Annotated in this window: 12 protein-coding genes; 9 read left to right on the forward strand and 3 right to left on the reverse strand. The window is 54.8% G+C overall.

Going from position 1 to position 13,658, the window contains the following annotated elements:
- Window positions 1–7: 7 nt before the first annotated feature.
- Together G536_RS0119590 and G536_RS0119595 are read right to left on the reverse strand one after the other, a co-directional pair.
- Window positions 8–2,434, reverse strand: coding sequence for a TonB-dependent receptor (locus G536_RS0119590; RefSeq protein ID WP_071837773.1), 2,427 nt, complete (start codon window positions 2,432–2,434; stop codon window positions 8–10).
- A 150-nt stretch (window positions 2,435–2,584) separates the two neighbouring features.
- The gene (locus tag G536_RS0119595; RefSeq protein ID WP_022825305.1) at window positions 2,585–2,926 is read right to left on the reverse strand and encodes a hypothetical protein; all 342 of its coding nucleotides are present in this window, start codon (window positions 2,924–2,926) and stop codon (window positions 2,585–2,587) included.
- Window positions 2,927–3,522: 596 nt separating this feature from the next.
- On the opposite strand from G536_RS0119595, the gene G536_RS0119605 reads away from it, so the two are divergent.
- The 3 genes from G536_RS0119605 to G536_RS28965 all read left to right on the forward strand — a co-directional run bounded on the left by G536_RS0119605 (window position 3,523) and on the right by G536_RS28965 (window position 7,221).
- Window positions 3,523–3,996 (forward strand): hypothetical protein, encoded by a 474-nt coding sequence (locus tag G536_RS0119605; protein WP_022825307.1) that lies wholly within the window; start codon window positions 3,523–3,525, stop codon window positions 3,994–3,996.
- A 205-nt stretch (window positions 3,997–4,201) separates the two neighbouring features.
- On the forward strand, window positions 4,202–6,046 hold the full coding sequence (gene htpG / locus G536_RS0119610) for a molecular chaperone HtpG (RefSeq protein ID WP_022825308.1): 1,845 nt from the start codon (window positions 4,202–4,204) through the stop codon (window positions 6,044–6,046).
- 212 nt (window positions 6,047–6,258) lie between these two features.
- Window positions 6,259–7,221, forward strand: a complete 963-nt coding sequence (locus G536_RS28965) for a toxin-antitoxin system YwqK family antitoxin (RefSeq protein ID WP_022825309.1) — start codon at window positions 6,259–6,261, stop codon at window positions 7,219–7,221.
- A gap of 66 nt (window positions 7,222–7,287) precedes the next feature.
- On the opposite strand, the gene G536_RS0119620 is transcribed toward G536_RS28965, so the two are convergent.
- Window positions 7,288–7,647 carry a YraN family protein gene (locus G536_RS0119620; protein WP_022825310.1) on the reverse strand — a complete coding sequence of 120 codons (360 nt, stop codon included), beginning with the start codon at window positions 7,645–7,647 and terminating at the stop codon, window positions 7,288–7,290.
- A 277-nt stretch (window positions 7,648–7,924) separates the two neighbouring features.
- On the opposite strand from G536_RS0119620, the gene lipB reads away from it, so the two are divergent.
- From lipB to G536_RS0119650, 6 genes are all read left to right on the forward strand, one after another.
- Window positions 7,925–8,707 (forward strand): lipoyl(octanoyl) transferase LipB, encoded by a 783-nt coding sequence (gene lipB, locus G536_RS0119625; protein WP_022825311.1) that lies wholly within the window; start codon window positions 7,925–7,927, stop codon window positions 8,705–8,707.
- A gap of 69 nt (window positions 8,708–8,776) precedes the next feature.
- Complete coding sequence (locus G536_RS0119630; protein ID WP_022825312.1) at window positions 8,777–9,193, forward strand: hypothetical protein; 417 nt, start codon at window positions 8,777–8,779, stop codon at window positions 9,191–9,193.
- Window positions 9,194–9,255: 62 nt separating this feature from the next.
- The gene (locus tag G536_RS28970) at window positions 9,256–10,329 is read left to right on the forward strand and encodes an MraY family glycosyltransferase (protein ID WP_022825313.1); all 1,074 of its coding nucleotides are present in this window, start codon (window positions 9,256–9,258) and stop codon (window positions 10,327–10,329) included.
- A 26-nt stretch (window positions 10,330–10,355) separates the two neighbouring features.
- Window positions 10,356–11,555, forward strand: a complete 1,200-nt coding sequence (locus G536_RS28975) for a DUF4271 domain-containing protein (protein ID WP_022825314.1) — start codon at window positions 10,356–10,358, stop codon at window positions 11,553–11,555.
- A 76-nt stretch (window positions 11,556–11,631) separates the two neighbouring features.
- Window positions 11,632–12,462, forward strand: coding sequence for a uroporphyrinogen-III synthase (locus tag G536_RS28980; RefSeq protein WP_022825315.1), 831 nt, complete (start codon window positions 11,632–11,634; stop codon window positions 12,460–12,462).
- A gap of 143 nt (window positions 12,463–12,605) precedes the next feature.
- Window positions 12,606–13,598 (forward strand): PorP/SprF family type IX secretion system membrane protein, encoded by a 993-nt coding sequence (locus G536_RS0119650; protein WP_022825316.1) that lies wholly within the window; start codon window positions 12,606–12,608, stop codon window positions 13,596–13,598.
- Window positions 13,599–13,658 lie beyond the last annotated feature (60 nt).

Below are 13,658 nucleotides of genomic sequence, written 5' to 3' on the forward strand. Positions count from 1 at the left end.
AGGGCAATCAGGTGCCACTGCTGCTAGCGCGGCTCAACTCCAGCGGCACCCGTACACGTAGCGTCACATTACGGCCCATTTCGTCGGTGAAATAGCGGTAGCGGTTCAGGTAGTCGCGGTAGCGGGTGTTGAGTAGATTGGAGCCCGCCACGCTGATGTCAAGCGGTAGGCGGCCCCAGTGAATGGTGGTGCCAGCTTCCAGCCCCAGCAGCGCATAGCCAGCGGGGGGGAGCTTGTAGTCCCGCTCGGCGTAGTTATCGGGCACGCGGGTTTGGCGGGCCACCGCGTAGCCGCCCAACTGCACGTATGACTGGCGGAAATGCGTGGCTGGCTGGTTGCTGAAATCGTAGCGCAATGAGACCTCCGCCCGGTCGGCGGGCATGAAAATCTGCCATTGGTCCTGGCGCGTATCACGGGCCCGAACGATCGAGCCCTTGGCACCCAGTAGCCAGCGCGGAGCCAACTGATAGGTGCCCGCTACGTCCACGCCCCGAAACGTGGCATCGGTTTGCTGATACTGCCAGCTAATCAATGCCCCCCGAATCGTTACCACCGCCGGCAGAATCGGCACCTGATAGATGAAGTCGGTGATGCGCGTTTGGTACACGGTTATTTCGCCGTTCAGGCGCGGGTTGTCGTGCCAGGTAGCCGTCAAACCCACGTTGAGGGCGGTTTCCGGTACCAGGGGCCCATTGCCTGGCACCAGGTCGTAGCCCAGCTCGTACTGCGCATTGTGCACCCCGTCGCTGAACCGTTCGTTGGCGGCCGGCGCGCGGCGCGTCAGGCCCGTTGCCAGATTAAGCGTCAGGTGTGTGGTGGGGTCGAAGGTGGCACCCAGCGAGGCGGCCGGCGTCGTGTACTGGAACTGGCGGCGGTCCACGAAGTAGACGCCAGAGCTGTCCCGGTCGCCGCGCTTTACTTGCAAGTTGCGGTGGTCGAGGCGCAGGCCGGCTTCCAGCAGCCACTTGTTGCGCTGCCATTTTTCCAGCCAGAAAGCTCCCACCGCCGTGTTGGTGTAGAACGGAATAAACTGCCGGCTGCCGTTGGCGTAGCGGTTGAACTGGTAGGTGCCCGCCACCCCAACGCTGCCGGTCAGGTTGTGCCGGCGGCGGTGTTCCCACAGCAGCTCGGCGGTGCTGGTACGGTTGGTGTAGCTGAGTTCCGGTTTGTTAAGGCTGGCCAGATTGTCGTTGCGCGGCCGGAACTTGTCGTACTCGTCGCGGAAGTCGGTTTGCTGGGCCACGGTGGCCGTGAGGCGGCCCGCGCTACCAGTTTCCACGAAGCCTGTGAGCTTGGCCACATCGTGCCGCACCTGCTGATACGCCCGCTCCACGTCGTAGCTAAAGCCCGAGGTTTTCAGCGGTTGGTCGCGGGCAATGGCTAGCTGCAAATCGGTAGGACTGCCTACGTGCGCGGCTGGTAGAATCCCGATTTTGGTGTTGAACTGGCTGTAGAAAACCTCCAAGCCGTAGGTTTCCTTGCGCCAGCCAGCCGCCGCCGAAAAGTCGTATTCTTGAAAGCCGGAGTTCTTAAGGTAGTACCCCGGCGCCCGGAAGGTGCCGGCCCGTTTGGCCGTGCCCTGCACCCGCCAGCTCAGCGCCGGCAGGCGGCGCACATTGCCTTCCACCGTGCCCGAGGCCGCGCCCAAGCCGTTGTTGCTCATGCCCACCAAGTTCAACTCGCCCCCGGTGCCTGCCGAGTCGCGGAGGGGTTTGGGCTCCACCAGCACCACGCCGCCAATGGCATCGGAGCCGTAGCGCACACTGGCCGCACCCTTCACCACCGTCAGACGTGAGGCGATAAACGGGTCGATTTCCGGGCCGTGCTCCTGGCCCCACTGTTGCCCTTCCTGCCGCACACCGTTATTCAGAATGGTGAGGCGGTTGGAGTGCAGCCCATGAATCATTGGCTTGAAGATGCTGGGCCCAGTTTGAATAACCGTCACGCCCGAAATCTTCTGCAACGCTTCACCCAGCGCCTGGCCCCGCGTTTGCTGCAAAGCCTGGCCGCTCAGCGTGGCCGTGGGTTGAGTAGGAGCCAGCACCCGCTCACCGCGTACGGTGGCGCCGCGTAGTGCCACGGCATCGGGATGCAGCTGGAAATTGCGCACCACGGCCCGTTCCAGGCGCAGCTCCGCCGTTTCGGACTGGTAGCCCAAAAACGAAACCCGCACGTGGTAAAGCCCCGCGCACAAATGAAAATGGAAGTTGCCAGCCGCATCGGTTTCGGTGGCTTGCTGGGTTTCCAGCACCACTACCGTCGCCCCCGGCAGGTCCGCCCGCGACTCATGGTCGGCGACGCGCCCGCTCAGCGATAGGGCACACGCGGTTGGAGCTTGGGCCCAGCCGAGGCGGACCGTACTCAGCGTTAGCAAGAGTAGCAGCCACAAGCCTGGCCGTCCCGCTCCCGGTGCGCCCGGAAATCGGAAAGACATAAAAGGAGGGAAAGCCGGTGAAAACTAAACCGGCTGCCGTAGCCACCCACTAGCCCAAAGGCAGGGGTACTTCACGCGAAAAGCGGAATTCTGGCAGCGCATAGCTTCCCCAAGGGAAACGCGCCGCCGCTCTACTGGCAGCCTACAGGCTTAGCTTCGGTAGGGCGGGCCGCGCAGGTCGGCCGTGGCGTGCGTAGCGGCCAGCCACACCGAGGCCACCGGCTCGGAGCAGGTGGGCACGTACACCGCAAATAGCACCGGCAGCTCCACCGGCGAGGCCGGCTGGAACGGCACATCATAAAAATGGTCGACGTCGCAATGCTGGTGCTTGGCACTCAGGATGGTCTTGCCCTTCAGCGCGCCCGGTGCCTGCGTCGGCTCCTCGGTGGTGTGCTGGTGCGCGTGCAAATTCAGGATCCACGCCTCCGGTAGCAGCACCCGCGTAAAGCAGAGCAGCAGCACCAAAGCCAGCCGGGACCGAAGAGTTTGCATATGCAACAATGTGTCGAAGAGGGGCAAAGGTACACGGGAAATCGAAACTTGATTCAGTTTCCCGTAAAAACTATCAGAGGGTTGGCGCAGGCTTAATACAAGCGTAACTCGTTGGCAATGTGCTGGCAACAAGCTTCACCGACCTTTGAGGCATTATTCAGAACCCCACTCGTACTGCGTCATGAAACTATTCGCTGCTCGTCTGCTTCGCCAATTAGCCACTGCTCTACGGCCGGTGCCCAGCCGCTCATCTCGCAACTCCGAAGAGCTATTTGTGTGAAACGCGGCGCTGCCACCGTTTCTTTCTGCTACCGGCCCAACCGCTTTGGGTATCGGCAGCCAGCCACTGTTTTTCGCTCCAGTTTGGTAAGCGGTACTGCTGAGCTTGGACTTAAGAAAGAAGTGGATTCAAGGAAAGTCTTGGGCACCGTTACGGGTAGCTTCAAGCTGCTGAAAGCGGCGTAAAAGCTCGGCGCTGTAATCAGGCGTTTCGTCGCTTTAAAGTTCAATGTGAGCGAAAAAGTACAATTATAGATATAGCTCCCCTATACTTTTGTAGCACTTAGGATGGCCGACAAAGGCTGCCTAAGCTGCTCATGATTCATTACCTGGATTCTCTGTGTCTGCAATTTTATCCTAAACTCCGCCTGATGCGCTGGGAGTGGCACGGGCCTATGTCGTTAACTCGCTTTCAGGTAGCGTTCAGCAAGATGCTGGTTTTTGCGTCGCAGCACATGCCTAACCGGTGGCTGATTGACTTGGCGCACATGCCGCCACTGGGCATTGATGAGCAGGAATGGCTAAGTGACATGTGGCTGCCTTGTGCCCAAAATTTATCATTGCGGCATCTGGCCGTGGTGCTGCCCGGCAACCTGCACAACCAGTTGGTTATTGAAAACGTGCTTCAGGACGGGCGGCAGTACTTCAACGCCAATATGCAATTCTTTGCCGATACCACCACCGGGCTGGATTGGCTGACAGGATCGGCTAAACTTATGCTGGACCTGGAGCAAGAATGGCAGGAGGCGCACGTAGGGCAGTGGCAGACGCGAGTAACGCATTGCAGATAAGTCTGGCTGGCAGCTGCATGGCTTCGCCCACCAGCGTCTGCCCACAAGGAGCGCCGAACTTGGGTGAGCAAAATGCTTGGGTGTCACTTTGACAGCGTACACAGGCTGGAATAGGTTTTGAAACGGGCGGCAACCGAAGCCGCTTCCTAGCAGAAGCTGGCATATCGTCCGGATATTAGTTTCTACACCTCACAGCCCACGTGCCATGCAAGAGAAAGGCAGTATCTCGATTCACACCGAGAATATTTTCCCCATCATCAAGAAGTTTCTGTATTCCGACCACGAGATTTTCCTGCGGGAACTGGTCAGCAATGCCGTAGACGCCACCCAAAAACTCAAGAGCCTGGGCCAACTGGGCGAGTTCAAAGGCGAACTGGGCGAGCTGAAAGTGCGCGTGACCGTGGATAAGGAGGCACGCAAAATCACGATTTCCGACCGCGGCCTGGGCATGACGGCCGAGGAAATCAAAAAGTACATCAACCAGATTGCCTTCTCCGGCGCCACCGAGTTTGTGGAGAAGTACAAAGACAAAGACGCCGCTGCCAAAGACCAGATTATCGGGCAGTTCGGCTTGGGTTTCTACTCAGCCTTCATGGTGGCCAAAGAAGTGGAAATCTGGTCGAAGTCGTACAAAGACGACACCCTGACCGCTCACTGGATTTGCGACGGTAGCACCGAATTCACCCTCGACGAGCCAACTGGTGAGCACGCCAAAGCCGAGCGCGGCACCGACGTAGTACTGCACGTAGCCGAAGACTCCGACGAGTTCTTGGAGGAAGCGCGTCTGAAAGGCATCCTGACTAAATACTGCAAGTTCCTGCCCGTTGAAATTGAGTTTGAAGGCGAGGTTATCAACCAGACGGCCCCCATCTGGACCAAGCAGCCCGCCGACCTCACCGACGAAGACTATGTGAAGTTCTATCAGGAGCTGTATCCGTTTTCGGAGGCGCCCCTGTTCTGGATTCACCTCAACGTTGATTATCCCTTCAATCTGACGGGCATTCTGTACTTCCCGAAGGTGAAGGACGAGTTGCAGTTCCAGCGCAACAAAATCCAGCTCTACTCGCGCCAAGTGTTCATCACCGACGAGGTGAAGGACGTGGTGCCTGAGTTCCTGATGTTGCTGCACGGCGTTATCGACTCGCCTGATATTCCGCTGAACGTGTCGCGCAGCTTCCTGCAAGCTGATAGCAACGTCCGCAAAATCAACAGCTACATCACCAAGAAGGTAGCCGACAAGCTGGCCGAGCTGTACCGCAAAGACCGCACGGGCTTCGAGGAGAAGTGGTCGGACATTGGCTTGTTTGTGAAATATGGCATGCTCTCCGACGAGAAGTTCTACGAGAAGGCCAAGGATTTTGCCTTGGTGCAGAACGTAGCCGGCAAGTACTTCACGCTGCCTGAGTACCAGGAGTTCGTGCAGGCCAACCAGAAAGACAAGAACGAGCATACCGTGGTGCTCTACACCACTGATGCCGAAGCGCAGCACGGTTTCGTGCAGGCCGCGCTGGACCGGGGCTACGATGTGCTGAAACTGGACGCCGTGCTGGACCCACACTTCATCGGCCAGTTGGAGCAGAAGCTGGAGAAAACCTCATTCAAGCGCGTGGATGCCGACACGGTGGGCAAGCTTATTGAGAAAGACGAGCAAACCGAAAGCGTCCTGAGCGACGACGACAAAACCAAGCTGCAAGACCTGTTCAAGTCGGCCATCAGCAACGAGCAGATGCACGTGCAAGTAGAGGCCCTCTCGCCCCAGGATGCGCCCGTTATCATCACGGTGCCCGAGTTTATGCGCCGCATGAAGGATATGCAGCGCACCGGCGGCGGCGGCGGCATGCAAATGTTCGGTAGCCTGCCCGACAGCTACACGGTGAGCGTGAATGCCAACCACCCTATTGCGCAGCGCGTGCTGAAGGCTGAAGGCGACGCTGGCCAAAAGCTGGCACGCCAGGCATTCGACTTGGCTTTGCTCGCGCAGAACATGCTAAAAGGCGAGGCGCTAACCGCGTTTGTGAAGCGTAGCGCCGATTTATTGGCGGCTGAGTAGTTCTTAAGAGTTTAAAGAGTACAAAGCAGTACAAAACCCCAGCGGCTGTTGTCGTTGGGGTTTTGTTTTTGGCGTCCTGCCGTCCTCAGTGGCGAGAAAGTAAGCAATTGCTAGATTGATGATGGATTCCGTCTGCGCTGGCAACATAGCTGGTTGGACACCAAATCCCTATATCTTTACGTTTGATGCTGCGAAAACTGCTTGTATTGCTAATGCGCCCGTTCCATCTCTACATAGTATTGCTGCTGGTGAGCAGCCTGGGAGCTTGCTCCAAAAAAACGGTGTCGTTCAATAGCCGTATCGAGCCGCCAGCCTTGGCCCTGGCCGATACGCTCACCAACTCCAACGACACCACCAAAACGCCGTCGTTGGTGCCCAAGAAAATCGCGCTTACCAAAGAGCAGGAGAAAGCCGCCAAAGACAAAGAAAAAGCCGAGCAACGTAAGCCCAAGAAAAAGAAGAACATTTTTCTGGGTGAGCGAATCAAGAAAGCCTACACAAAGTCGGGCGCAAAGGGCAAGAACCAAATACTGGAAGTGTTTTACTGCCTCAAAACCTTCAAGGAGCCCAATGCCTACTCAACGGCCGTGTACTACTTCAACCCCCGCAAACGGAAAATCTTCCGGGCCAATGGTGAACTGAATCCGGCCACTGATAAAGTGCTGCACGGTCCGTACAAGAAGCTACAAGGCGGTAAGGTCATTGAAACCGGCTTCTTTGCCATGGGTACCAAGCACCTGCGCTGGGAGAAAACCACCAAGGACAACGTGCTGGTCAGCAAGATTCACTACGAAATGGGTTTCCCCCGCGACGCCAACGTAACCTACTACGACGCCGGCCAGAAGCAGGTGAAGGAAGTGGTGCCCTACGTGAACGGTAAGTTGGAAGGCGACTATGTGCGCTTCAATGAGTTTGGTAAGCGCGAATGGGATGGTGCCTTTGAGAACGGCAAGCGAATAGGAGAGTGGACCAACTATTGGGGGTTCCGCAACACAAAGGACCGCCGTCATTATGTGTACGAGTACGGCGAATCGGGCTTTGACCCTGAGGTGGCTGAGCCGGTCCTTATTAAGGAATACAACCGCAACGGCGTATTGGTGTACGAGAAGGACAAGTTCGATAAGCGCGATGCCGTAACCGACCGACCCGGCAACACCAATACCCGACGGAATTAGCGGCTGATAATCGTCGGCGAGTTGGCTGTCGGAGGTTTAACAAGCAATTCGCCAACAATTAGCTATTCAGTAAAACGCATCCTCGAAGTGCTCTACCCGCAGGCCACCAGCTGCCGGGGTTACAGCCAGGATATCAAAGCGGATGTCGCCAAGCCAGTTGAGTTGTTCCTGTAAGTGCTCGGCGGCCAGCCGGAAAAGTTGTTTCTTCCGTTCCGTCACGAAGGTTTCGGGGTAACCGAATTGGCTGGAGGAGCGGGCTTTCACCTCCACGAACACCAGCAGCTCCTGGCCTCGCCGCACCACTAAATCTACTTCGGCCCGCTTGTGCCGGTAGCCGGTGTACAGTACCTCAAAGCCAAGCGCCACCATAAAAGCTGCCGCGGCGGTTTCCCCGGCGTGCCCAAGTTCGTGCGCTGTAGAAGGCATAAGATAAGTAAGGCGAAACCTTCGGCAAGAAGGTGCTGATCAGGCCCCAGCCGCAAGGGTTCAGGTTGAGTTTGGTGCTTAATCTAGTAACTTTGCGCGTTTTCCGGGCCAAGCGGCAGCAAGAACGACTACCGGCGACAGGGTACTATATGGTAGTTACTTCGCGCTATCTTCTGCTCGTCAGCCTTGCTGTTTACTTATCGGATGGATTGAAGGAGTTGGTTGGATATAGCATAGGTGCCAATGGGTGGCTGTGTTTTCGCTTTAGTTAGTTGCCATGGACAGTCAGTATACGGAGTTAGTGCCAGTAGCCCTTCCCGATTCGGTAGCAGCAATTGCCGCTGGCCAGAACCGGGTTATCCGGGTGGAGCGGTTGGGAATGATGCCCTACGAAGCCGCCTGGGCCTATCAGGAACAACTGCTGGCTGATACGCTGGCCTACAAAACCCGCAACCGGCAAGCCGCTGAAGCAGGCCAGGCCTTAGAGGTTACACCTAATTACCTCTTGCTCTGCGAGCATCCACATGTATATACCCTCGGCAAAAGTGGCAAGCCGGAGCACTTGCTTCTCACCGAAACGGGCCTGACCGACCACGGCGCTACTTTCCACCGCATCAACCGGGGCGGCGACATCACCTACCACGGCCCCGGCCAACTGGTCGGCTACCCTATTCTCGACCTTGATAACTTCTTCACCGACATTCACCGTTACCTGCGGCTATTGGAAGAAGCCGTAATCAGCACACTCGCCGATTATGGTCTGCGTGCTGGCCGGATTGCCGGTCTCACCGGGGTTTGGCTGGATTTTGAGGAAGGTGCTGCCAATCCGCGCAAGATTTGCGCCTTGGGCGTCAAGTGCAGCCGTTGGGTAACGATGCACGGCTTTGCCTTCAACATCAACACCGACCTCACGTACTTCAACCACATTGTGCCGTGCGGCATCCCCGACAAAGCCGTGACTTCGTTGCAGGCTGAACTCGGCCGCCCGGTGCCATTAGCAGAAGTGCAGGACCGCCTGCTGGTGCATATTGCGCGGCTGTTCGATGCTATCCTGTTATAGGTATCAGCTACCTACTATATAATAGGAGTGCATCTCTGAACAGGATTAACTTAAGGAGCCCATTGGTCTATGAAAGAGGATATCAATTTTGATCCGGTAGAAGGCGTTTCAGTGGCTATTGTGCCCGATGAAGCAGCGGTTACCGAAGAAGGAAAAGCTGGCTGGCAGGTGTATCTGCTGAACCACAACGCGTACCCGCTCCTTAATGTAATTGTTAACTCCAACGGCTACGGCATCACCTCCGAGGGGGAAACTGTGCGCACCTCCACACTTCGGCACGTTTTTACGGAGATAGAACCGCACACCGCCGTTCCCATTGAGCCCATCGACCCAGACCTGTTCCATCTCAATAACCAGTACTGGGTGAGCTACTACCGCGACACGCAGATTTTCGATAAGAAATTCATCTTCGTGCCCGATTCTATTGTGCCGGCCAATCTGACGCCTATTGCTTTGCTTGGCCGCGAAGGTGTACTGCATGGATAACACCTAGTTGTACCCATTAGGAGGCATTAAGGATCAGCTACAGTTTTTATTTAAGTTGCGTAATGAGTACTCTCGGAATACAATTGAGCTTGTCCTTTCTCTGGGCGTTTTTGGTGGCACTGTTCGCGGTGCCATCCATCATCTACATTGCGCACCTGAAAAACATGCTCGATACGCCCAACGTGCGCACCGTGCATGAGTCACTGACGCCGCGGCTGGGAGGAGTGGCCATTTTCGCGGGCTTCATGTCGGCCCTTACCATCTTCGCCGACCTCGACAACGGTATTCAACAACTCCTCGCCGGCTGCATTGTGTTGTTCTTTGTTGGTCTGAAAGATGATTTGGTGACCATTTCAGTAACCAAGAAGTTTGTGGGCCAATTGCTGGCTACTGGTATTGTTATGATCATGGCTGATGTACGCCTAACCAGCTTCCAAGGCATTTTGGGCGTGCACGAATTGCCAGTGGGCATCAGCTACGCCTTCACCTTCGTGGTAATTGTGGGCATCACCAACGCCATCAACCTCATCGACGGCCTCGACGGCTTAGCAGGTAGCATTGTTATCATCATTGCCAGCACGTTTGGCTACTACTTTGTGCGTTATGGCGGGCCCAACTACAGCAACTACGTATTTGTGTCGGTGTGCCTGATTGGTGGTATTATTGGATTTCTGCGCTACAATTTCCATCGGGCCAGCATCTTCATGGGCGACACGGGGTCCTTGGTTTGTGGTTTCATCGTGTCGGTTCTTACTATTCAGTTCGTAGAAATGGGGCTGAAAGTTGGGCAGCCATTTGGCTCCTCGGCTCCCTCGGTAGCAGCGGGTATTCTGTTCGTACCTCTTTTTGATACGCTCCGAGTATTTATCCTGCGCATGTTGGCTGGCCGTTCGCCTTTCTCGCCCGATAAAAACCATTTTCACCACCGTGTTCTAGCCATGGGGTTCCAACAAATCGGCACGGTGCTATTACTTGGTGCGCTCAATATCATCGTGAGTATCTGCGTCATCAACTTCGCCGAAGTGGGTAACACGCTACTTATTGGCGGATTGGTTGTTTTTTCGTTGCTACTAAGCGTGTTTTTAGGCGTGTACCGTAGCCGTAGTGCTACTGAGCAACAGCGGGTAGCATCCTGAAGTTGGGTTCAAGGTTACGTATAGGCATGAGTCAGATTTTCAGTTGCCTCTTCATCACCCACCTGCGGCGCTATCTGCTGCTGTGCTTGCTGGCCGTGGCAACCAGTTATTCTGCATTGGCCGCTGAGTACCGTCCGTTGCCGCCTGCTCCGCATAGTGGCCTCTCACCCGACTGGCTTATCCATGATGGGACCCGGAACCGGCTGGTGCTCTACCTGCCCGACTATCATGCGCCCACGCACGCCTATTATCAATGGTTGGCTCTCAACCCGGCCCGGCCCTTTCTAATTAGTTTCGCTGCGCGTGAGGGGCAAAGCCTCTTTCTTGACAACCGTTTAGTATTCACGGCAGCGGCCACGGCTACCTACACACTGGATCTGGCTCGGCTGCTGCCAAGCAAAGCAGTGCCTGGTGTGCATCTGCTTTGTGTGTGGCATCCGCAGGTAGCGCCCAATCTGAGCTCGTTCACCGATGCGCAACTGAAAGCCACCACCAATGCGGCCAATAAGCCGGTCCGCACGACCCTCGCCCAGCCCTTGGCCCGTAGCCACCCCGGCGAAAACGTGTTCCTGTGTTTTCTGTTGCTCGTTGGCTTGCTGTATGGTGGTATTAGAGCCACCTATCAGCCTGGGTTTGCCCGAATCTACCAGTTAGAAGGCTTGTGGAGCCGTTCGGCCGCTCAGCAGGATTTCCTAGTGAAGCCCACCGTAACCTGGTTGAATATTCTATTGGTAGTAGTTTTCTCGCTCTCGTTTGCGCTGCTTCTGGTGGCCATTCATACCAACGTGCAAAACATCGTTATCCTGCGGCGCCTGTTCGACGTGCCAGAGTCGGCGCTGGTAGCGCGGGTGCTGCTCTATACGGCTCTGATTGCGGGGTTTATTTTAGGCAAGTACCTGTTTTTGGAGCTGCTCGGCTACATCTTTGATGTAGGCGAATTGGTTTTGGTACAGTACCGGGAATTTATCCGAACCATTTTGTTTCTCGGACTATGTCTGCCGGTCGTTATGGTACTGTATCTGGGCCTAAATCAGACCCTGCCCGAAACCGTGCTTTGGGTTTCTAACGGAGTGGTTTCCTTGCTGTTGGTAGGAACCGTTATCCAAGTGGCCCGGACTCTGCACCGCAAGGCCTCCCTGCTGAATCTGCATTTGTTTTCGTACCTTTGCGCCACTGAAGTAATTCCTTTGGTAATTCTGCTTAAACTCATTGTTTTTACCTACTAAGTCCCCACGTTTTTACATCGGGACGGGCCGTTGCCAAATTTTCTTATCGACTTAGACTTACCCTTTCCTTTACCCTATGGCCGAGAGCAAAGACAAACCGGGGACAGGCCGTCATGCCAAGCGAATCTCCAGCATTCTTGTCACCCAGCCTAAGCCTACCACCGACGTATCGCCCTACTTTACCATTGCCGATAAATACGGCATCAAGGTAGATTTCCGCGAGTTTATCGAGGTACAGCCGGTTTCTTATAAAGATTTCCGGAAGGAGAAGGTCAATATTCTGGAGCATACGGCAGTTATCTTTACTAGCCGCAATGCCGTTGACCATTTCTTCCGCATCTGCCAGGAGGCCAAGCTGGAAATGCCGGCCGAAATGAAATACTTCTGTATTTCCGAGCAGACGGCTAACTATCTGCAGAAGTATATTGTGCTGCGTAAGCGCAAACTGTTTGTAGGGCAGCGCACAGCCGTTGACCTTTTCGAGGTAATCAAAAAGCACAAGAGCGAGAAATTCTTGTATCCCTGCTCAGATATCCGCAAGGATGACATTCCAGAATTCATGCGGGCCAACAACTTCAAATTCACCGAAGCTGTTATCTACCGTACTGTTGCCAGCGACCTATCGGACCTGAGCGACGTGAAGTACGATTGCATTGCTTTCTTCAGCCCCTCTGGTATTAGCTCTCTATTCATCAACTTTCCTGATTTTCAGCAGAATGGTACTCGAATAGCTGCATTTGGTCCCACTACGGCCAAAGCAGTTACCGATGCCGGCTTGGAATTAGACATTGAGGCGCCGCAACCCAACGCGCCATCCATGACTGGCGCCATCGAAGCATACATCCGTATCCACCACGGGCCCGACATCGGAAAAGAGAAAAATAAAAACGGAAAACAGAGCGCCTAGTGCGTTTGAACGGGGAAGCAGAAACATCTGCTTCCCCGTTTGTTTTTTACTTAGGATTTGTTGCACTAGGTTTTTTGCATACATTTGGAAACCTCTTCCATAGACCCACCCTAGTCGTAATACACCTTAAATCAGTTGTTTGTATGAAGGTAACTTTACTTTCCACCCTCCTGTTAACAGCCGTTGCAGGAACTGCTTTTGCCCAACAGCAGCCACAGTTCACCCACTATGGCTTCACTGGGATGTACCTCAACCCCGCCTATGCCGGCATCAAAGGCCAAGGCGAGATAACGGCAATTGGCCGCTATCAGTACTACAACTACAATGCTACCTTCGATCAGGGTGGCTCACCTAAAACCTATATGCTAACCGGTTCATTTCCGGTTCAAGTATTAGGCGGTGGCATCGGGTTTCATGTGTACCGGGATGAAATTGCGCAGTTTGAGATGACAAACGCGCAGATATCTTACTCCAAACACATTACAGTAGGTGAAGGAAAGTTAGGTATTGGTATTCAAGGCGTTTACAATTACCTCTCGAAAGGTGTGTACACGTACATTGATGCGGACGATACTAGCATTCCACGGGATGGCTCCGACAGCAAGTTTGATGCAGGCGTAGGGGTGTGGTATGAATCACCGACTTTGTATGCTGGCTTGAGCGTAAATAACTTGCTCCGCTCAGAGTATTCGTTTAAGAGTCAGTTCGGCGGTGGCAATACTGCAAAATACATCGGCGAAAATCATTCTTATTTCACCGTCGGATACAATATTGAAGCTTCTTCATCCGTTGTAATTACACCGTCGGCGTTGGTGAAGATGGTAATGCCTGGGAAGTTTGGTGATGATGGAAAATTCACGTTCAAAAACAACTCGTACGAAGCTAACGTACGAGCTACTTTTAACGATAAATTCTGGGGTGGTGTAGGATACCGTTACGACGAGTCGTTTACGGGTATGGCAGGATTGGCGCTTGCAAAAGACAACGCGTTGCGGATAGGCTATGCCTTCGATTTTATTGCATTCAACCAAGATGCTCGGGCTCTTGGCTCACACGAGATTATGCTCTCGTATCGGTTGGCTAAGCCCAACCTAAATGGTCGCCCAGCTATCCGCACGCCGCGTTATAGCTTCTAAGCTCGTCGCTTGCGATGAGTTGATTTGGCGTTTTGATTACGTGGGGAAAGGTTTATTACT

It is taken from the genome of Hymenobacter norwichensis DSM 15439, from assembly GCF_000420705.1.
Classification (GTDB): Bacteria; Bacteroidota; Bacteroidia; order Cytophagales; family Hymenobacteraceae; genus Hymenobacter; species Hymenobacter norwichensis.